A 20,278-nucleotide genomic window follows, 5' to 3' on the forward strand; every position below is an offset into this window, starting at 1 on the left:
CGACACGGTCGATATGCGGTTCCGCCGCGTGGCCACAAGGGGCTATAGCTCAGTTGGTAGAGCGCCTGCATGGCATGCAGGAGGTCAGGAGTTCAATTCTCCTTAGCTCCACAGTCAGATCCCGCCGGATCATTTCGATCCGGCGGGATTTTTCGTGTGTTCAGGGGCGATCTTCGTGTGCCCCGGGTCGGGTTGAGCGGCCGGCCGGCATGGGGAAAAGGGGCCGCCCGGTTCGGGCGGCCCCTCGGTGGTGCGCTCAGCGGCCCAGTGCGCGGCGGCCGCGGCCCTGGGAGAGGACCGGCAGGTTGTTGCGGGTCGCGCCCTGGGAGCGGGTGTCCTCCTCGATGCGCAGGGCGAGGGCCGGGCAGCGGCGGACCGCGCGCAGCGCCTTCGCCTCGGCGTAGCGCGGCACTTGGGCCTGTGCGACGGTCGGGAAGCCGTCTGCGCCGAGTTCGAAGACCTCGGGGAGGATGTCGGCGCACAGGCCGTGCCCCCGGCACAGGGTCCAGTCGACGTAGATCTTCTGACGGCTGGGGCCGCTCTCCTCGGACTCGCCGCCGCCCGGGATGCCCGTGGGGCCCCTGCCGCCCTCGAAGAGCGGCAGAACGCCCTCCACGGGCCTTCCGCAGCCGTTCCCGAGGACGTGCGCGGCCAGGTCGTCCGTGAACGCCTTGATCGTCGACTCCAGGAACATCGCGGAGCCGTCCGGATGCGAACAGGCGCCGCGCCGCTTCACGTTCTTGGCGACCTGCTTGAGCGCCTCCAGGGCGGCCGGTCCGCCGCCGTTGATGATGTCCTCCATGCCGCGCGCGGCGGCCGGCAGGCCCAGGTAGCAGGGACCGCACTGTCCCGCGCTCTCCTCGGCCAGCCACTGCGCCACCCGCAGCGACTCGCCCAGCGGACAGGTCTCCTGACTGATCGGCAGGATCGCGCCGGCGCCGAGGGAACCGCCCACCGCGTCCAGGGAGTTGCGGGAGACGATCGCCTCGTTGACCGTCGCCGCGTCGATCCACTTGCCGTGGTAGCCGCCGGTCAGCACGCCCTGCGGGACCGGCGGGGCGCCGGCGAGCTGAAGGACGTAGCGCAGCGGCACGCCCGTGGGGACCTCGATCACCATGGGGCGGGCGACGGCGCCGGAGACCGTGAGCAGGACGGTGCCGGGCTCGTCGTACAGGCCGGTGTTGCCGTAGCGCTCGGGGCCGATGCGGGCGGCGATCGCCAGCTGGGCGAAGGTCTCGGCGTTCGACAGCAGCGTGGGCGCGCCGCCGACGCCGTTCTGCGAGGCGCTGACCTTGCGGCCGGGCGGGATCGCCGGGCCGCCGTCGATGGAGCGGACCAGCGACGCGGCCGCTCCGGTGACCATGCGCACCGGATTGCGCTGCACGCGCGCGCGCAGCGCCGATCGGCGTCCGTTGCTGAGGCCGCGTTCGGCGAGCGCCGCCTCCATGGAGCGCTGCGTGGACTCCCGGGTGACCCCCACCACGAGCGTGCGGGCACCCAGCGCCTCGGCGACCAGCAGCGCACCGTCCAGGATGAGGTGCGGGGCACGGTTGATGAGCACCGTGTCCTTGCGGCAGGCCGGTTCGTCCTCGCTGCCGTTGACGACGACGACCGGCCGCACACCGCGTTTGATCGCCGCTTCGGCGACCGAGCGCAGCTTCTTGTGGAAGGGGAAGCCCGCGCCGCCGCGGCCCTTCAGGTTGATGTTCTCGGCGAGCTTCGCGAGCTGCTCGCCGCCCATCGGTTCGAGCGGCCCGTGCACCTTCAGGTGCATGGGCAGGTCAAGTCGTTCGACAAGGTCGAAGCCCGACGTGAGCTGGGGAAGGCCGACCACGCGGACTTCTGGGACGTCGGGCAGGGCCTCGTTCACCTATGGCCTCCGGAAGGCATGTTCCAAGGTTCGCCCGAGCCCGGTGCGTCGAAGTCGTACGAAGCGCCGGGCGATGGTTCAGTGGCGGGACCGCTGTTGTTGTATGTGTCGTCCGGGTAGTACGCGCCATAGAGGGTGTTCGTCTCACCGGTGTCGTACACATCACTCGAGCCGTAGCCCGCGGCGCCCGCGTTGCCATAGGCCGGGATGTTGTATCCGGTGTCGTTGAGCGGGTCGTAGGCCGACGGTGGTGCCTCGCCGACCGGCGGCGGGGACGGTATCGGCCAGCTGCCCGACGTGCTGCCGCCGTCCGCGCGCGGGAAGGCCTCCGTGGGCTGCATGTCCATCGGCAGGTCCATGCGCGCGGTCTGGTCGGCCGGGAACGGCTGCTGACGCGCGCGGGCAGGCGTGGAGACGGCACGGTAGGCGGCGGCGAAACCGTTCGCGGGCTCTGGGGCCGCGGGGGCCTGGTAGGCGGGGTTCGCGCGGGGCTGGGAGCGCGTCCCCCGCTGGTTCTCGTAGCCCGGCAGCGCGCCCGTGGACTCCGTCCTTCTGGCCCGGCTCGCGTCCAGTCCCTCACGGCCGGGCCGCTCGTCGGTACCCATGAACGCGGCGATCCGGTCGGCCACCTTGCGCTTGACCGGGCGCGGGGCCGCGCGCAGGGCGAGGGCCGCGGTGACGCCGAGCAGGGACAGGCCGTACAGGATCACGAAGATCGGTTTCGCGGCGCGGCCCGCGTACAGGCCGTGCAGCAGCGCCGCGCACCAGGCCGGGTAGGCCAGCATGTGCATCGCCCGCCAGCGGGCCGCCACCGGGGCGGGGGAGGCGAACCTGCTGCGCAGCGCGCCGGTGATGCCCACGAAGACCATGAGCAGGCCGGCCAGGGAGCCGAGACCGATCAGGCCCTCGACTCCGGTGACGCCGAGCGAGAAGGGGATCAGCGCGCCGATCAGCTGGACGTGGTCGAGCGCGATCTTCGTGGTGACGTGCAGCAGCAGGAACGCGATCGAGGCGACCGCGGTCGTCCGGTGCACCGCCTGCCCGATGATCCGCTGGCGCGTGTTCAGGAAGATGCGGTCCTGGGCGACCAGGCCCCAGATCACCGAGCAGCTGAGCGAGACCAGGGACAGCACGCCGGCGCCGAAGTTCAGGAAGTCGCGGAACCGGTCACCTCCGACCAGCACGGCCACGGGTATGAGGAGCAGGACGACAGCCGACGCCACCCCATAGGCCGACCGGCCGGGCTGGGGGAGCGAGCTGTTACTACGACGAGGGTTCATGGGGGCAACTCCGAGCAGTTTCGGGAAAGCGGTCCCGCTGCCGCACTTTAAGTGGCGCCATACCGGTGGGTACGAGGTTTGAGTTATTGCGTTGTTATCAAACGACAATGGGGCCGTTGTGATGCCCGTTAGTGGCTGTTACGCGAAGTAACCATTGGCCATGGTTCTGTTGTTCTCCGGTGTGATCGATCGTGCTCGACGGGGACTGTGGGGGCGGCACCCGGTGCCAAGAAGGCATACGTAAGCGCGTCGCATCCTGCTCAAGGCCTGCGGTACCCTAACCGCATGCGTGCCGTACGCCTTCTGCTTAGCGGGCCGCGCTGATCAGCCCCGACCGCTGGTGAGAGACCGCGGTCGGCATCGGCGCGGCGTCCCCTCCTGTGCGAGGGGATTTTTCGTTTCCTGAGTCACGCCGCCGGCAGAGACGATCGATGGAGCTTTGAGGATCATGAGCGAGACGAACCCCGCTGCCGCTTCCGAGGTGGCCGCGCCGCACCGCTACACGGCCGCCATGGCGGCCGACATCGAGGCACGCTGGCAGGACTTCTGGGACGCCGAGGGCACGTACGAGGCGCCGAACCCCAAGGGGGACCTGGCCGGGGACACCGACCTGGTCGCCAGGCCCAAGAAGTTCATCATGGACATGTTCCCGTATCCCTCCGGTGCGGGCCTGCATGTCGGCCACCCCCTGGGCTACATCGCGACCGACGTCGTCGCGCGTTTCCAGCGCATGACCGGCCACAACGTCCTGCACACCCTGGGCTTCGACGCCTTCGGCCTGCCCGCGGAGCAGTACGCCGTGCAGACGGGCACGCACCCGCGCGTGTCCACCGAGGCCAACATCGAGAACATGAAGTCCCAGCTGCGCCGGCTGGGCCTGGGCCACGACAGGCGCCGGTCGTTCGCCACGATCGACCCGGAGTACTACAAGTGGACCCAGTGGATCTTCCTGCAGATCTTCAACTCCTGGTACGACGACGAGGCGGGCAGGGCCCGCCCGATCTCCGAGCTGATCGCCCGGTTCGAGTCCGGTGAGCGTCCCGTGCCGGGGCACACGCGCGCGTGGAGCGAGCTGAGCGCCACCGAGCGCGCCGACGTCCTGAGCGAGTACCGCCTGGCGTACGCCTCCGACGCTCCGGTCAACTGGTGCCCCGGCCTGGGCACCGTGCTGGCCAACGAGGAGGTCACCGCCGACGGCCGCTCCGAGCGGGGCAACTTCCCGGTCTTCAAGTCCAAGCTGCGCCAGTGGAACATGCGCATCACCGCGTACGCCGACCGGCTGCTGGACGACCTGGACGCGCTGGACTGGCCCGAGGCCATCAAGCTGCAGCAGCGCAACTGGATCGGCCGCTCCGAGGGCGCCCGGGTCGACTTCCCGATCGACGGCGAGCGCATCACGGTCTTCACCACGCGCCCGGACACCCTGTTCGGCGCGACCTACATGGTGCTGGCGCCCGAGCACCCGCTGGTCGAGAAGTTCACCCCCGCCGCCTGGCCCGAGGGCACCCACGAGGTGTGGACCGGCGGCCACGCGACCCCCGGCGAGGCCGTCGCCGCGTACCGGGCGCAGGCCGCCTCCAAGTCCGACGTCGAGCGGCAGGCCGAGGCCAAGGACAAGACCGGCGTCTTCATCGGCGCGTACGCGACCAACCCGGTCAACGGGGAGCGGATCCCGGTCTTCGTCGCCGACTACGTCCTGATGGGCTACGGCACCGGCGCGATCATGGCCGTGCCGGCCGGCGACCAGCGCGACTTCGAGTTCGCGCGCGCCTTCGAGCTGCCGATCCGCTGCATCGTCGAGCCCACCGACGGCCGCGGCACCGACACCTCGACGTGGGAGGACGCCTTCGCGTCGTACGACGCGAAGATCATCAACTCCTCCAACGACGACATCTCGCTGGACGGCCTGGGCGTGGTCGACGCCAAGGCGCGCATCACCGAGTGGCTGGAGCGGTCCGGTGTCGGCGAGGGCACCGTCAACTTCCGCCTGCGCGACTGGCTGTTCAGCCGGCAGCGCTACTGGGGCGAGCCCTTCCCGATCGTCTACGACGAGGACGGCGTCGCCCACGCCCTGCCCGAGTCGATGCTGCCGCTGGAGCTGCCCGAGGTCGAGGACTACTCGCCGCGCACCTTCGACCCGGACGACGCCGACACCCGGCCCGAGACGCCGCTGTCGCGGAACCAGGAGTGGGTCGACGTCACGCTGGACCTGGGCGACGGCCGCGGCCCGCGCGCGTACCGGCGTGAGACCAACACCATGCCCAACTGGGCCGGTTCCTGCTGGTACGAGCTGCGCTACCTGGATCCGCACAACTCCGAGAAGCTGGTCGACCCGGAGATCGAGCGGTACTGGATGGGCCCGCGCGAGGGCCAGCCGCACGGCGGCGTCGACCTGTACGTCGGCGGCGCCGAGCACGCCGTGCTGCACCTGCTGTACGCGCGCTTCTGGTCCAAGGTGCTGTTCGACCTGGGCCACGTGTCCTCGGCCGAGCCGTTCCACAAGCTGTTCAACCAGGGCATGATCCAGGCCTACGTCTACCGCGACAGCCGCGGTATCGCGGTACCGGCCGCCGAGGTGGAGGAGCGCGACGGCTCGTACTACCACCAGGGCGAGAAGGTCTCCCGGCTGCTGGGCAAGATGGGCAAGTCCCTGAAGAACGCGGTCACTCCGGATGAGATCTGCGCCGAGTACGGGGCGGACACACTGCGTCTGTACGAGATGGCGATGGGCCCGCTGGACGTGTCGCGCCCGTGGGACACGCGTGCGGTGGTGGGCCAGTTCCGGCTGCTGCAGCGGCTGTGGCGCAACGTCGTCGACGAGACGACCGGTTCGGTGACGGTGGTCGACGGCGAGCCGGACGAGGACACGCTGCGCGCCCTGCACAAGGCGATCGACGGTGTGCGCCAGGACCTGGAGGGCATGCGCTTCAACACCGCCATCGCCAAGGTCACCGAGCTGAACAACCACCTGACCAAGGCGGGCGGCCCGCTGCCGCGTTCCGTCGCCGAGGCCCTGGTGCTGCTGGTCGCTCCGCTGGCCCCGCACATCGCCGAGGAACTGTGGCGCAAGCTGGGCCACACCGACTCGGTCGTCCACCAGGACTTCCCGGTCGCCGACCCGGCGTACGTCGTGGACGAGGCCGTCACCTGCGTGGTCCAGATCAAGGGCAAGGTCAAGGCCCGTCTGGAGGTCTCGCCGACCATCTCCGAGGACGAGCTGGAGAAGGTCGCGCTGGCCGACGAGAAGGTCGTGGCGGCGCTGGACGGGGCGGGGATCCGCAAGGTGATCGTGCGGGCGCCGAAGCTGGTGAACATCGTCACGGCGTAGCCGCGGCGGCGTCACGGGGCGGGCCCGGTGGCGTCATGCCGTGGGTACGGCGGCGTCCGGCCGGTGTCGGGGTAGTCCCCTACGGGCAGGTTCGGGGTTCTTCTGGAACTCCGGGCCTGCCCGTTGCGTTTACCGTTGGAGAGCGGCGCGCAGCGTGCCGTGACCGGTTCGAGGAGGAGTCCGTGGAAGCAGTGATCGCAGTAGTCGCCCTGCTCTTCGTGCTCTTCGTGGCGCTCGGCGCCTATGCCACGGTGAAGGTGGTCGGCGCCGCCAAGCGTGGCGTGGACCGCAGTCTCACCCAGGCCCGCCGCACGGTCGAGGACCACACCCTGCGGGCCAAGTCCTTCGCCCAGCTCGGTCCGGTGGGCGAGATCGCCCAGCTCCGGCTGAAGCTGCGCACCTCGATGCGTGCCACCCAGGACGCGCTGCACGCGGGTGTGGCCGAGGACGAGTCCCTCAAGGAGTCCCTCGGCCTCTTCGAGCGGCTCAGCGTTCACGGGCACGAACTGGACGCCGAACTCAAGCGCCTGGAGTCCGAGCCAGACCGGGCCACGCTCGCCGAGCGACTGCCCGGACTGCGCGAGCGCATCGAGCGCATCACCAAGTCGGCGGACTCGCTGCGCTGGGCGGCACGCGACCGGGCCCACCGTTTCGCCGACGACGACCTCGACTCGCTCAGCACGCAGATCGACGTGGAGGCCGGAGCGCTGCGGCACTGGACGACGGCCGAGCCCGCGTCCGCCACGCCGCCGCCCCCGTGGCCACAGGCTCCGGCCGCCGACGGCGGCACGGCTCAGCAGACCTGGCCGGGGACATCCCGGGCACGCGCCGACGAGGGCACGACGCGACCCGCGATCACGCCGCCGGGCCCGCGCCCCACGTATCCCTGGCAGCAGAAGAAGCCCCGCCCCGAGAGCACGACTTGATCCGGACACGGACGCCCAGGTGAGAGGGGCCGGGCTGCCGTGCGGGCGCTACGCCAGGTAACCTCCAGCTCATGTCCCGCCATGTCGCGATCGTCACCGATTCAACGGCCTACCTGCCGCAGCGGACGATGGAGCGCCACGGCATCACCGCGGTGCCCTTGACCGTGGTCCTCGGCGACCAGGCACTCGAAGAGGGCACCGAGATCTCGACCCGCTCGCTGGCCCAGGCACTCCAGAAGCGACGGTCCGTCACCACGTCCCGGCCCAGCCCTCAGGTGTTCGCCGAGACCTATCGCAAGGTCGCCGAGTCCGGTGCCAGCGGCATCGTCTCCCTGCACCTGTCCGCCGAGCTGTCCGGCACGCACGACGCCGCGGTCGTGGCGGCGCGCGAGGCGCCGGTGCCGGTGCGGGTGGTGGACACCGGGATGATCGCGATGGCCCTCGGGTTCTGCGCGCTCGCAGCGGCCGAGGCCGCGGAGGCGGGCGGCACGGTGGACGAGGTCGTCACGGCCGCCGAGAAACGGGCCGCGGGCACCTCCGCCTACTTCTACGTGGACACGCTCGACTTTCTGCGCCGCGGCGGCCGGATCGGTGCGGCGCAGGCCCTTTTCGGCTCCGCGCTCGCGGTGAAGCCGCTCCTGCAGCTGCGCGGCGGCCGCATCGAACCGCTGGAGAAGGTACGGACGGCCTCGAAGGCCATCGCCCGCCTGGAGGAGATCGTGGCCGACCGGGCGGGCAGCGCGCAGGTCGACATCGCCGTCCACCATCTGGCAGCCCCCGACCGGGCGTCGGCCCTGGCGGACCGCTTGCGGGCGCGGGTACCGGGTCTCGCCGATCTGCATGTGAGCGAGGTCGGAGCGGTGATCGGGGCGCACACGGGTCCCGGGTTGCTGGGGGTCGTGGTCTCGCCGCGTTGAGGCGGGGTGGCGCGGCTTCGGCTTGCGGATTCGACGTGATGCGCGATCCCGGATGTGGTCTGCGGTTCGGGTGCGGTGCGGATCGGGTGTGGTGAGGTTCGGCTGCGGTCTGCGGTCTGCGGTCTGCGGTCTGCGGTCTGCGGTCTGCGGTCTGTGGATCAGGTGTGATCTGCGGGGCGCGGGTGGGGTGTACGGCCGGCGGCTCGGTCACTCGTGTGGGTGGCGGAGTTATCCACAATCAGGCGGTCGTCCCCGGGAATTGACCAAGATCATCGCGTGGTGCCGGTGTGCTCCATCCTCGGCGCATGGCACTTCGATCACGCTCACGCACAACGACCGTAACCAGTGGCCCGGGACGCGGCCCGGTCTCCGACGGCCGCGCTCGCGCCCGTACCGGTACCCGTACGCCTCCTCGTCGCCGCCCGCACGCACGGGGACGCGCCGCACGTCACCGGCAGGCCTCGGCCGACGAACTACGCCGCCGGGCGGAGGCGCTGTTCGCCGAACGTACGGGGAAGGGGCGGGAGTCGGGAAAGGGGCCGCCGGGCGAGGAGGTCCGCGTGGCCGTGGGCGGGTTCGCTGCTGCGGGTGGGCCGACTGCCGCGGGCGCCGCGGGCGCCACGGAGGACGCGCACGCCACGGAGGACGCGCACGCCCCGGACGAAGGTGGGCGACGGGTACCGGTCGGGTTGGCTCTGCGGGAGCGGATGCCGGTGTGGTTGCAGACGCGGTGCGGGCTGGAGCGACGGGGTGTGCTCGCGCTGACCGTGCTGCTCGTCGTCGCCGCGGCCTTCGCCGTGGAGCACTTCTGGGTCGGCCGGACCGAAGCCGTTCGGGCACCCGAGGTGGTGCGGGCGGTCCAGTCGTACGCGGAGGAGGCGCCGGGCGAGGAAGCGGCGCCCGCTGGGCCGGCCGGTGCGCCGAGCGCCGCGGGGACGGCGGCACCCGAGATCGTCGTGGACGTCGGCGGCAAGGTGCGTGAGCCGGGGATCCATCGTCTTCCGGCCGGTTCACGGGTTGCCGACGCGTTGCGCGCGGCCGGTGGGGTCAAGCCCGGGACGAGCACCGACGGCCTGAACCGTGCCCGCTTCCTCGTGGACGGGGAGCAGGTGATCGTCGGGAGCCCGGCCGTCCCAGCGGTCCCGGGCCCGGGCGGCGGTCCGGCTGCCGGCGGTCCGGCCGGCACCGGAGCGGGAGCGGCGCCGGCGGCCCCCGTCTCGCTCAACACGGCCACGATCGAGCAGCTCGACACCCTGCCCGGCGTCGGCCCGGTGCTGGCCCGGCACATCGTCGACTACCGCACCCAGAACGGCGGCTTCCGCTCGGTGGACCAGCTGCGCGAGGTCAACGGCATCGGCGACCGTCGCTTCGTCGACCTGCGGAACCTCGTACGGCCATGAGTACGGGGACGAGGCGCACCCCCGAGGTGCCGCCCGAGCACGAGGCCACTCGCTCCCGCACCGCCGTCCACGCCACCTCCGGGAAACGGCTCGGAGCCGCCCGTCCACGACAGGAAGGACCCACGGACCTACGACTCGTACCGCCCGCACTGGCGGCCTGGGCGACGGCCGCGCTGACACTGAACGCGCCGCCGGGGTGGGTCACCGGCCTCGCGGTCGGCGGCGTCGCCGCAGCCGGCGTCCTCCTCGTGACCGCCCGGGTGCGCGCCCGCCCCGCGCGGGTCACCTGGGCGCGTGCCTCGGTCGCCGCCGTGCTGCTGTGTGTCGCGGCGGCCGCCGCCTCCGCCGGGCTGCACGGGGCCGACCTGCGGCGAGGACCGGTGCCCGCATTGGCGCGGCAGTACGCCACGGCGACCGTGGAGGTCGAGGTGACCTCCGACCCCCGGCTCACCCGGCCGCGGATCACGGGCAACCACGCGATGCCGACATCCGTGCTGATCAATGCCGACGTACGACGCGTCGAGGCACCGGACGGCACGGTGGTGGCGACGCGCGCGCCGGTGCTGCTGTTCGTCGACGCGGCGGCCCGAGGGACCGGCCGGCCCGCCGAGGGGGCGACGGCCGCAGCGCGTCCCGTCACCGAGGGGCCGGGGCGTTCACCCTGGCTCGGGCTGCTGCCGTCCACACGACTGAGGGTGACCGCACGGCTGGCGCCCGCGATGGTGGGCGGCGACCGGGTCGCGGCCGTGCTGCGGGTACGGGGACGGGCGGCACCGGAGGTGGTGGGGGAACCGTCGGGGCCGCAGCGGTTCGCGGGCCGGTTGCGGGCCGGGCTGAGGACCGCCACGGACGGACTCACGGCGGACGCGCGGGCGCTGTTGCCCGGGCTGGTCGTCGGGGACACCGCACGGATCACACCGGAGCTGGACGAGGCCTTCAAGGAGACCGACCTGGCGCACACGCTCGCCGTCTCCGGGAGCAACCTCACGATCATCCTGGCCCTGCTGATCGGACCGCCCGGGCTGGCCCAGCACGTCGAGCGCCGGGGGCTCGCGCCCCGCCTCGGGATGTCCCTGCGGACGACCGCGCTGTTCGGCGGGGTGCTCACGCTCGGCTTCGTCGTCGTGTGCCGGCCGGACCCGAGTGTGCTGCGGGCCGCGGCCTGCGGAGCCGTCGCGTTGCTCGCGCTCGCGACCGGCCGCCGCAGATCACTGATCCCGGCGCTGGCGACGGCCGTCCTGCTGCTGGTGCTGTACGACCCATGGCTGGCCCGGAGCTACGGCTTCCTGCTCTCCGTGCTGGCCACCGGTGCCCTGCTCACGCTGGCGCCCCGCTGGAGCACGGCGTTGCAGCGACGCCGGGTGCCGCCGCGGTTGGCCGAGGCGCTGGCGGCCGCGGCTGCCGCACAGGCCCTGTGCGCACCCGTCGTGGCCGTGCTGTCGGCCCGGGTGAGCCTGGTGGCGGTGCCGTGCAACCTGCTCGTGGAGTTCGCGGTCGCACCCGCCACCGTGCTGGGCTTCGCGGCGCTGGCGGCGGCACCCGTGGCGATGCCGGTGGCCGAGGCGCTGGCCTGGGGCGCGAGTTGGCCGACGGAGTGGATCGCGGAGATCGCCCGTACCGGTGCGGCGCTGCCCGGCGCGGGAATGGACTGGCCGGACACCTGGACGGGGGCGGCGCTGCTCCTCCTCGTCACCGTGGTCGTCCTGCTCGTCGGCCGACGGCTGCTGGGACACCCCTGGCTGTGCGGGGCGTGCGGGCTGCTGTTGGTCCTGGTGGTGGTGCAGCCACCCCCGCTGACCAGGGTGATCACCGGCTGGCCGCCGCCGGGCTGGCGGCTGGCGATGTGCGACGTGGGACAGGGGGACGCGACGGTGCTCGCGGCGGGCGAGGGCACCGGGGTGGTCGTGGACGCCGGACCGGATCCGGTGCTCGTCGACCGCTGTCTGCGCGCGCTCGGCATCACCAGGATCCCGCTGGTCGTGCTGACCCACTTCCACGCCGACCACGTGGCGGGGCTGCCCGGAGTGCTGCGCGGGCGCTCGGTGGGAGCGATCGAGACAACGGGTTACGAGGAGCCCGTGGACCAGGCCGAGTTCGTACGCAGGGAGGCGGCGGCCCGGCGCATTCCCGTGACCCGTGCCGTGGCCGGAGAGCGGCGGCGTACCGGGGAGCTGTCCTGGGAGGTGCTGTGGCCGCCCCCACGTCCGGCACCGGAGCCGGAGGGGCCGAACGACGCGAGCGTCACCCTGCTGGTCCGGTCGGCGGAGCTGCGGTTCCTGTTGCTCGGCGATCTCGAACCTCCGGCACAGCAGGCGCTGGTGCGCTCACCGGCGGGCGCGGCGGTGGCCGGGGTGGATGTGCTCAAGGTCGCCCACCACGGGTCGGCCTACCAGGACCCGGAGCTCATACGCAGGGTGGCGCCGCGGCTGGCGCTCATCTCCTGCGGTGCCGACAACCCGTACGGTCACCCGGCCCCCAGCACGGTCGCGGCGCTGCGGGCCGCAGGCGCGACGGTGCTGCGGACCGACCGGGACGGGGCGCTCGCGGTCGCCGGAAATGGTGACGGGACCGGCGACGCGGCGCTCCGGGTGGCGCCAGACTGAGGCCATGAACTCCGCACAGATCGATGCCTATCTCCGGCGCCTGGGAGTCGAGCGACCGGTGGGGCCCACCGGCGCGACCCTCGACGTACTGCGCGACCTGCACCTGCGTCATCTGCAGACCGTGCCCTTCGAGAACCTGTCGGTCCACCTCGGCGAGGGGATCGTGCTGGAGGAGGGACGGCTGCTCGACAAGGTGGTGGGCGCGAGGAGAGGAGGGTTCTGCTACGAACTGAACGGCGCGTTCGGGGCGTTGCTCGCAGCTCTCGGCTTCGACGTCACGTTGCTCGCGGCCCGGGTGTACGCGGGTGAGGGGCGGCTCGGGATCCCGTACGACCATCTCGCGCTGCGGGTGGGGACGGCGGACGCGGGCGTATGGCTGGCCGACGTCGGTTTCGGGGCGCACAGCCACTATCCGCTGGCGTTCGAGGCGCGGGGGGAGCAGAAGGATCCCGCCGGCACGTTCCGGATCGTCGAGGCGGGACCGGATGCGGCCGGGGTGCGGGGCGGCTGCGGGAGTGAGGGCGGGGGCGGGGGGCCGGAGAAGGGAGCGGTGGACGGAGGGGCGGTGGAGGCGGTGGACCTGGACGTGGTCATGGACGGGAAAGCCCAGTACCGGCTGGAGACGCGGCCCCGGGTGCTCGGTGACTTCGTGGCCGGGGCCTGGTGGCACAGCACCTCGCCGGTCTCCCACTTCACGCAGTCTCTGGTCTGCTCGCGGGTGACCGAGGACGGGGGGCGGATCACGCTCAGCGGGCGCACCTTCAAGGTGACGGGTGCCGACGGGGCGCGGGAGGAGCGGGAGGTCGGTACGGACGAGGAGGTGTTGGCGGTGTACCGGGAGCGGTTCGGTGTCGAACTCGACGGCGTGCCCACGGTGCGTGGTGCCGGACAATGGCCGCGTGAGTGATGTGAGACATGTGCTGGTGCTGCCCGACCGGGATGCCGCGGAGGAGGTGGCGGTGGCGCTCGGGGAGCGGTTCGGTGTGGCTGAGGAGCCGCAGCTGGTGCGGGACGCGCTGGCGGGCGAGGACGACGCCGAGGACGCGCAGTGGCTCGTGGTGGTGCGGGACGAGGACGGACGGCTGGACGCGGGGGAGCTGGACGCGTTCGCGGGGGAGTGGGAGGGGTGGCGTGAGGAGCCGTAGCTCTGTCCGGGGGTGAGCTCGACCGGGGGGTGCCGCCCGGACGGGTTGATGCCAAGGGCTTGGCTCGCCCCCGCCGTCCGCCCAGGGGGTGGCCGAGGGGGATCGCGGACCCGATGCCGACGGCCGCCGCCTCCGCCGGGCTGCCCCTTGCCGAGCAGCGGGACCCGTTGTCAGTGGTCCGTGCCATGCTTGACCCGATGGCCAGGAAGACTGCTGATGACGACCCTCTCGCCCCGGTGACGCTTGCCGTGGGCCAGGAGGACCTCCTGCTCGACCGTGCCGTGCGGGAGGTGGTGGTTGCCGCGAGGGCCGCCGACGCCGACACGGACGTACGTGACCTGACCCCGGACCAGTTGCAGCCCGGGACGCTCGCGGAGCTGACCAGCCCGTCGCTCTTCGCGGAGCGGAAGGTCGTCGTCGTACGCAATGCGCAGGATCTCTCGGCCGACACGGTCAAGGACGTGAAGGGGTATCTCGGGGCGCCCGCCGAGGAGATCACCCTCGTGCTGCTGCACGCGGGCGGAGCCAAGGGCAAGGGGCTGCTGGACGCCGCGCGCAAGGCCGGGGCGCGGGAGGTGGCGTGCCCGAGGATGACGAAGCCGGCGGACCGGCTGGCGTTCGTGCGGGGTGAGTTCCGGGCGGCCGGGCGGTCCGCCACCCCGGAGGCCTGCCAGGCGCTGGTGGACTCCATCAGCAGCGAACTGCGGGAGCTGGCGTCCGCCGTGTCCCAGCTGATCGCCGATGTCGAGGGGACCATCGACGAGGCGGTCGTGGGGCGGTACTACACCGGGCGGGCCGAGGCGTCGAGCTTCACGGTCGCCGACCGGGCGGTCGAGGGTCGGGCCGCGGAGGCGCTGGAGGCGCTCCGGTGGTCGCTGGCCACCGGCGTGGCCCCGGTGCTGATCACGAGCGCGCTGGCGCAGGCTGTGCGGGCGATCGGGAAGCTGTCGTCGGCGCGTGGCGGACGGCCGGCCGATCTCGCGCGGGAGCTCGGGATGCCGCCGTGGAAGATCGACCGGGTGCGCCAGCAGATGCGGGGCTGGACGCCGGACGGTGTCGCGTACGCGCTGCAGGCGGTCGCCGAGGCGGACGCGGGGGTGAAGGGCGGCGGGGACGACCCCGAGTACGCCCTGGAGAAGGCGGTCGTCGCCATCGCACGGGCGGCGCGGTCCCGGGGACGCGGGTAGCCGCAGGCAGACCGGATGCCACCGGCCCGCCCCGGCACCTTCGCCCCCCTGACGTCCGCGTCCCCTGAGGCCCCCGTCCCCTGACGTCCGCGTCCCGTGACGCTCCGTCCCCTCGCCCTCTCCTCGCTCGCTCCCTCACCCACGCGCGCTCCCCGTCCCGCGCCTTCGCGCACACCCTCAAGTCGCCCCGCCGCCCCCGCCGCTCCCCTCTCCCGATTGCCCGAGTCGCCGTACCCCCGACACGGAGGAGAATCGGACATACCAGCCGAACATCGCCGAAACAACGAGAGGTGGCGGTCGGTCATGGCTGAGCACCCGCACGCAGCACTCGTCCGCAGGGGATACGAAGCCTTCACGCGGGGCGACATGGACACCATGCGTGGGCTGATGGCCTCGGACGCCACGCACCACACGCCCGGCAGTCACCCGATGTCGGGCGACTTCAAGGGGCAGGACGCGGTCATCGACATGTACGGCCGGCTCTTCGAGGAGACGGCGGGGACCCTGCGGGTCGAGCTGCGCAACATCCTCGTCGACGGCCGGGGGCACGCGGTCGCCATGCACCGGTTCTCGGCCGAGCGGGGCGGGAAGCGCATCGAGGAGAACGCGTGCATCATCTTCCGGATCGTCGGAGACAAGATCACCGACCTCGACGAGTGCATCGAGGACATCGACATGGCCGACGACTTCTGGTCGTGACCCCGGCCGGGTCCGGCACGCCCCGGCCCGGGCAGACCGAAGGCCCCTCCCAGGGCAGACCGAAGGCCCCGGCCGCCGCCCTGGGAGGGGCGGGGTGCCGGGGCCTTCGGTCCAAGCTGGTGAGCCCGTACCCGCGTGGCGAACGCAGGCCGCGTACAGGCTCGGGATGCCGGTCGGGAGCGGATGAGAGAGGGCCCGCTCTGGTCCTTCCGGCGAGTCGGATCCCGAGGGACCCGGTCAGATCAAAGAAGGGATTCAGCCCTTGAGGGTCGCGACCTTCGAAGCGAGCGCCGACTTCTTGTTGGCGGCCTGGTTCTTGTGGATGACGCCCTTGGAGACGGCCTTGTCGAGCTGACGCGCGGCAGCGCGCTGGTACTCGGTGGCCTTCTCGACGTCGCCCGCGGCAGCGGCCTCACGAGCCTTGCGGATCGCGGTCTTCAGGGAGGACTTGACGGCCTTGTTGCGCAGCCGGGCCTTCTCGTTGGTCTTGATCCGCTTGATCTGGGACTTGATGTTCGCCACGAATGAGCCTCTACAGGTCAGGCGCGCGAGAGCGAGGACCGTTTGCGGTCCGTCTCACGCGCCGGTGATTTCTTGATGACGTGCCTCGTGCTGAGAGGGCATGAGACACAGCCCCTCACAGTACCAGCGGGCCCGCGAGTGGCCCAAACCGGTCGCACAGGCCCGCCCGTGGGACGATGGAGGCTACGTATCGATCCGACCCGAGACCGCAGACACTGCGGACGCCTCAAGAATCAGGACCCTGCGTGCCCGCGATCCCTAGCCATGTGCCCGAGCCGAGCCGTACCGACCCGACGCTGCTCCGCAACTTCTGCATCATCGCGCACATCGACCACGGCAAGTCCACGCTCGCCGACCGGATGCTCCAGCTGACCGGTGTGGTGGAGCAGCGGCAGATGCGTGCTCAGTACCTCGACCGCATGGACATCGAGCGTGAGCGCGGAATCACGATCAAGTCGCAGGCCGTGCGTCTGCCGTGGGCTCCCACCCACGACAAGAGCAACACGCACATCCTCAACATGATCGACACTCCGGGGCACGTCGACTTCACCTACGAGGTCTCGCGGTCGCTCGCGGCCTGCGAGGGCACCGTGCTCCTCGTCGACGCCGCCCAGGGCATCGAGGCCCAGACCCTCGCCAACCTCTACCTGGCGATGGAGAACGACCTCAAGATCATTCCGGTACTGAACAAGATCGACCTGCCGGCCGCCCAGCCGGAGAAGTTCTCCGAGGAGCTCGCCAACCTCATCGGGTGCGACCCCGACGACGTGCTCAAGGTCTCGGCGAAGACGGGTGTCGGTGTGGACGCGCTCCTGGACCGGGTCGTCCGTGACGTGCCGGCCCCGGTCGGTGTCGCGGACGCCCCCGCCCGCGCGATGATCTTCGACTCGGTCTACGACTCCTACCGGGGCGTGGTCACCTACGTCCGGGTCATCGACGGCCAGCTCAACAAGCGCGAGCGCATCAAGATGATGTCGACCGGCGCCACCCACGAGCTGCTGGAGATCGGCGTCTCGTCGCCCGAGATGACACCGGCCGACGGCATCGGCGTCGGCGAGGTGGGTTACATCATCACCGGCGTGAAGGACGTCCGTCAGTCCAAGGTCGGTGACACGATCACCAGCAAGGACAAGGGCGCCACCGAGGCCCTCGGCGGGTACAAGGACCCCAAGCCGATGGTGTTCTCCGGCCTCTATCCGCTGGACGGCTCGGACTACCCGGACCTGCGCGAGGCGCTGGACAAGCTCCAGCTCAACGACGCCGCCCTGGTCTACGAGCCGGAGACCTCCGCGGCCCTCGGCTTCGGCTTCCGCGTCGGCTTCCTCGGCCTGCTGCACCTCGACGTCATCCGTGAGCGCCTGGAGCGCGAGTTCAACCTCGAACTCATCGCCACCGCGCCCAACGTGGTCTACCGCGTGATCATGGAGGACGGGAAGGAGCACACGGTCACCAACCCGAGCGAGTTCCCCGAGGGCAAGATCGACAAGGTCTTCGAGCCGGTCGTCCGGGCCACGATCCTCGCGCCCAGCGAGTTCATCGGCTCGATCATGGAGCTCTGCCAGACCCGCCGCGGCACCCTCCTCGGCATGGACTACCTCTCCGAGGACCGCGTCGAGATCCGCTACACGCTCCCCCTCGCCGAGATCGTCTTCGACTTCTTCGACAACCTGAAGTCCAAGACCCGCGGGTACGCCTCCCTGGACTACGAGCCCACCGGCGAGCAGGACGCCCAGCTGGTGAAGGTGGACATCCTGCTCCACGGCGACCGTGTCGACGCCTTCTCCGCCGTCACCCACAAGGACGCCGCGTACGCGTACGGCGTACGGCTCGTCGCCAAGCTGCGCGAGCTGATCCCGCGCCAGGCCTTCGAGATCCCCATCCAGGCCGCCATCGGCTCCCGGGTCATCGCCCGCGAGACCATCCGCGCCATCCGCAAGGACGTCCTCGCCAAGTGCTACGGCGGTGACATCTCGCGTAAGCGGAAGCTGCTGGAGAAGCAGAAGGAGGGCAAGAAGCGGATGAAGATGGTGGGTTCCGTGGAGGTTCCGCAGGAGGCCTTCATCGCCGTTCTGAGCAGCGAGGAGAACGCGGGTTCCGGCAAGGGCAAGAAGTAGCCGGCCATTCACCGTGAGAACAGGGGCCTGCCGCGTGTCTGCGCGGTGGGCCCCTACGCGTGCGTAGCGTCGCTCTCTGTAGGAAGTGACAGGCCGCCGCCCCTTACGCACCGGCCGGTCGCGCTCTACCCTGATCTCTGCTCGACGGTTACTCGCGAGTTAAACAACGGCCCGCGAGTGGCAATATCCGCATGATCCGTACGCGGTCCCCTGCCGGACTGCCCCCTACGCACCGTCCAGCCGCAATGACCCAGCCGCACTGAGCCAGCCGCACTGTCGCGGGCCCCGGAGGATGTCGTGAGCGACACACAGACTTTGATCGAGAACCGTCCGCCGAGCGTGGCGGCCCTCTTCCTGGAGCGCGTGGCGGCCACACCGGACGCCGAGGCATACCGCTATCCCGTACCGCCGGCCTCCGGTGACGGCCCGGACGACTGGAAGTCGCTCACCTGGGCGAAGGCCGCCGAGCGGGTCTACGCGATCGCGGCGGGCCTGATCGAGCTGGGCGTGCAGCCCGAGCAGCGCGTGGCGCTCTCCAGCTCCACCCGGATCGACTGGATCCTGGCCGACCTCGGCATCATGTGCGCCGGCGCCGCCACGACCACGGTCTACCCGCAGACCAACGCGGAGGAGTCCGCGTTCATCCTCTCCGACTCCGACAGCCGGGTGCTGATCGCCGAGGACGCGGCCCAGCTCGCCAAGACGGTCGAGAAGCGGGCCGAGCTGCCCGACCTCACCCATGTGGTCGTGATCGACCCGGCCGGCGTCGAGACCGCCGACTGGATCCTCACCCTCGACGAGCTGGAGAGGCGCGGCGCCGCCCGCCTGGAGAAGGAAGCCGAGCTGGTCCGGGAGCGGGTCGGCGCGATCACCAGCGATCAGCTCGCCACCCTCATCTACACCTCCGGCACCACCGGCCGTCCCAAGGGTGTGCGGCTGCCGCACGACAACTGGTCGTACATGGCGAAGGCGATCGCCGCGACCGGGCTGCTCGGCCCCGACGACGTGCAGTACCTGTGGCTGCCGCTCGCGCACGTGTTCGGCAAGGTGCTGACCTCCGGGCAGATCGAGATCGGGCACGTCACCGCTGTCGACGGCCGCGTCGACAAGATCATCGAGAACCTGCCGGTCGTGCAGCCGACGTACATGGCGGCCGTGCCGCGCATCTTCGAGAAGGTCTACAACGGGGTCGCCGCGAAGGCCCGTGCGGGCGGCGGCGCCAAGTACAAGATCTTCCAGTGGGCGGCCGAGGTCGCCCGCGAGTACGCCAAGGCCAGCCAGGACAACTTCCGCCGCACCGGCACGGCGTCTGCACCCTTCGGGCTGAGCGCCAAGCACAAGGTCGCCGACGCGCTCGTCTACTCCAAGATCCGCGAGGCGTTCGGCGGCAACCTGCGCGCCTGTGTCTCCGGCAGCGCGGCGCTCGCGCCGGAGATCGGCTACTTCTTCGCCGGTGCCGGCATCCACATCCTGGAGGGCTACGGCCTCACGGAGTCCTCCGCGGCCTCCTTCGTGAACCCCGGCGAGGCGTACCGCACCGGCACGGTCGGCAAGCCGCTGCCCGGCACGGAGGTGCGGATCGCCGACGACGGCGAGATCCTGCTGCGCGGCCCCGGCATCATGGAGGGCTACCACGGGCTGCCCGAGAAGACGGCCGAGGTGCTGGAGGCGGACGGCTGGTTCCACACCGGGGACATCGGCGAGCTGTCGCCCGACGGGTACCTGCGGATCACCGACCGCAAGAAGGACCTCATCAAGACGTCCGGCGGCAAGTACATCGCGCCCGCCGAGGTCGAGGGGCAGTTCAAGGCGGTGTGCCCGTACGTGTCCAACATCCTGGTGCACGGGGCCGACCGGAACTTCTGCACGGCGCTCATCGCCCTCGACGAGGTGTCCATCCAGGAGTGGGCCAAGGACAACGGGCTGGCGGGGAAGCCGTACGCGGAGATCGTCGCGGAGCCCGCCACGGTCGCGATGGTCGAGGAGTACGTGAAGCAGCTCAACGAGGGCTTGCAGCGGTGGCAGACGATCAAGAAGTTCCGCCTGCTGCCGCGGGATCTCGACGTGGAGCACGGGGAGATCACACCGAGCCTGAAGCTGAAGCGGCCGGTCGTCGAGCGGGAGTACAAGCACCTGATCGAGGAGATGTACGCCGGCACGCGCGAGGCGTAGGGGACGGCGGGGGACTGTTCGGCCGCCGACGCAGCCGGTCTGCGGCCGGCCGCCCGGTTCCCCGCGCCCGCGGAAGGTCAGGACGCGCCGTCGGTCGTGGCCTCAGGGCTCGGGT

The 20,278-nt window shown here is 71.3% G+C and carries 14 protein-coding genes and 1 tRNA gene; 12 read left to right on the forward strand and 3 right to left on the reverse strand.

The genetic code is table 11. The features are described 5' to 3' along the window. Positions 1-38 precede the first annotated feature (38 nt). Positions 39-111, forward strand: a tRNA-Ala gene (locus tag ACWD0J_RS19740). A gap of 145 nt (positions 112-256) precedes the next feature. On the opposite strand, the gene ACWD0J_RS19745 is transcribed toward ACWD0J_RS19740, so the two are convergent. Next, positions 257-1,870 (reverse strand): NADH-ubiquinone oxidoreductase-F iron-sulfur binding region domain-containing protein, encoded by a 1,614-nt coding sequence (locus tag ACWD0J_RS19745; protein ID WP_451497091.1) that lies wholly within the window; start codon positions 1,868-1,870, stop codon positions 257-259. After that, on the reverse strand, positions 1,867-3,150 hold the full coding sequence (locus ACWD0J_RS19750; protein WP_451497092.1) for a cytochrome b/b6 domain-containing protein: 1,284 nt from the start codon (positions 3,148-3,150) through the stop codon (positions 1,867-1,869). Before ACWD0J_RS19750 ends, ACWD0J_RS19745 begins: the two co-directional genes overlap by 4 nt. 448 nt (positions 3,151-3,598) lie before the next feature. On the opposite strand from ACWD0J_RS19750, the gene leuS reads away from it, so the two are divergent. From leuS to ACWD0J_RS19795, 9 genes are all read left to right on the forward strand, one after another. After that, positions 3,599-6,478, forward strand: a complete 2,880-nt coding sequence (gene leuS, locus ACWD0J_RS19755; protein ID WP_451497093.1) for a leucine--tRNA ligase — start codon at positions 3,599-3,601, stop codon at positions 6,476-6,478. A gap of 182 nt (positions 6,479-6,660) precedes the next feature. Then, positions 6,661-7,404 (forward strand): hypothetical protein, encoded by a 744-nt coding sequence (locus tag ACWD0J_RS19760; protein WP_451497094.1) that lies wholly within the window; start codon positions 6,661-6,663, stop codon positions 7,402-7,404. A gap of 71 nt (positions 7,405-7,475) precedes the next feature. Further along, the gene (locus ACWD0J_RS19765; RefSeq protein WP_451497095.1) at positions 7,476-8,321 is read left to right on the forward strand and encodes a DegV family protein; all 846 of its coding nucleotides are present in this window, start codon (positions 7,476-7,478) and stop codon (positions 8,319-8,321) included. A gap of 305 nt (positions 8,322-8,626) precedes the next feature. Beyond that, a complete protein-coding gene (locus tag ACWD0J_RS19770; RefSeq protein ID WP_451497096.1) occupies positions 8,627-9,721 on the forward strand; it encodes a helix-hairpin-helix domain-containing protein in 1,095 nt (364 codons plus the stop codon). Then, positions 9,718-12,324 carry a ComEC/Rec2 family competence protein gene (locus ACWD0J_RS19775; RefSeq protein WP_451497097.1) on the forward strand — a complete coding sequence of 869 codons (2,607 nt, stop codon included), beginning with the start codon at positions 9,718-9,720 and terminating at the stop codon, positions 12,322-12,324. The genes ACWD0J_RS19770 and ACWD0J_RS19775 overlap by 4 nt, the downstream gene beginning before the upstream one ends. A gap of 4 nt (positions 12,325-12,328) precedes the next feature. Then, a complete protein-coding gene (locus ACWD0J_RS19780) occupies positions 12,329-13,231 on the forward strand; it encodes an arylamine N-acetyltransferase family protein (RefSeq protein WP_451497098.1) in 903 nt (300 codons plus the stop codon). Then, positions 13,224-13,469: a hypothetical protein gene (locus ACWD0J_RS19785; RefSeq protein WP_451497099.1), complete on the forward strand. Its 246-nt coding sequence runs from the start codon at positions 13,224-13,226 to the stop codon at positions 13,467-13,469. The genes ACWD0J_RS19780 and ACWD0J_RS19785 overlap by 8 nt, the downstream gene beginning before the upstream one ends. Before the next feature lie 197 nt (positions 13,470-13,666). Next, positions 13,667-14,656: a DNA polymerase III subunit delta gene (holA, locus tag ACWD0J_RS19790; protein WP_451497100.1), complete on the forward strand. Its 990-nt coding sequence runs from the start codon at positions 13,667-13,669 to the stop codon at positions 14,654-14,656. Positions 14,657-14,959: 303 nt separating this feature from the next. After that, entirely contained in the window at positions 14,960-15,355 is a 396-nt protein-coding gene (locus ACWD0J_RS19795; RefSeq protein ID WP_451497101.1) for a nuclear transport factor 2 family protein, read from the forward strand. A 255-nt stretch (positions 15,356-15,610) separates the two neighbouring features. Here ACWD0J_RS19795 and rpsT read toward each other — a convergent pair whose 3' ends face one another. Then, on the reverse strand, positions 15,611-15,877 hold the full coding sequence (gene rpsT / locus ACWD0J_RS19800) for a 30S ribosomal protein S20 (protein ID WP_053750780.1): 267 nt from the start codon (positions 15,875-15,877) through the stop codon (positions 15,611-15,613). Between the two features lie 245 nt (positions 15,878-16,122). Between rpsT and lepA the strand changes: the two genes are divergently transcribed. Beyond that, the gene (lepA, locus tag ACWD0J_RS19805) at positions 16,123-17,991 is read left to right on the forward strand and encodes a translation elongation factor 4 (protein ID WP_451497102.1); all 1,869 of its coding nucleotides are present in this window, start codon (positions 16,123-16,125) and stop codon (positions 17,989-17,991) included. A 297-nt stretch (positions 17,992-18,288) separates the two neighbouring features. Next, positions 18,289-20,163: an AMP-dependent synthetase/ligase gene (locus tag ACWD0J_RS19810; protein ID WP_451497103.1), complete on the forward strand. Its 1,875-nt coding sequence runs from the start codon at positions 18,289-18,291 to the stop codon at positions 20,161-20,163. The last annotated feature ends 115 nt before the right edge of the window (positions 20,164-20,278 follow it).

It is taken from the genome of Streptomyces sp. NPDC003011, from assembly GCF_053591515.1.

Bases quoted from the DNA above. Each gene is read 5' to 3' on its own strand.
- ACWD0J_RS19750 (WP_451497092.1), bottom strand. From the start codon at position 3,150: ATGAACCCTCGTCGTAGTAACAGCTCGCTCCCCCAGCCCGGCCGGTCG.
- leuS (WP_451497093.1), top strand. From the start codon at position 3,599: ATGAGCGAGACGAACCCCGCTGCCGCTTCCGAGGTGGCCGCGCCGCAC.
- ACWD0J_RS19765 (WP_451497095.1), top strand. From the start codon at position 7,476: ATGTCCCGCCATGTCGCGATCGTCACCGATTCAACGGCCTACCTGCCG.
- ACWD0J_RS19770 (WP_451497096.1), top strand. From the start codon at position 8,627: ATGGCACTTCGATCACGCTCACGCACAACGACCGTAACCAGTGGCCCG.
- ACWD0J_RS19775 (WP_451497097.1), top strand. From the start codon at position 9,718: ATGAGTACGGGGACGAGGCGCACCCCCGAGGTGCCGCCCGAGCACGAG.
- ACWD0J_RS19780 (WP_451497098.1), top strand. From the start codon at position 12,329: ATGAACTCCGCACAGATCGATGCCTATCTCCGGCGCCTGGGAGTCGAG.
- holA (WP_451497100.1), top strand. From the start codon at position 13,667: ATGGCCAGGAAGACTGCTGATGACGACCCTCTCGCCCCGGTGACGCTT.
- ACWD0J_RS19795 (WP_451497101.1), top strand. From the start codon at position 14,960: ATGGCTGAGCACCCGCACGCAGCACTCGTCCGCAGGGGATACGAAGCC.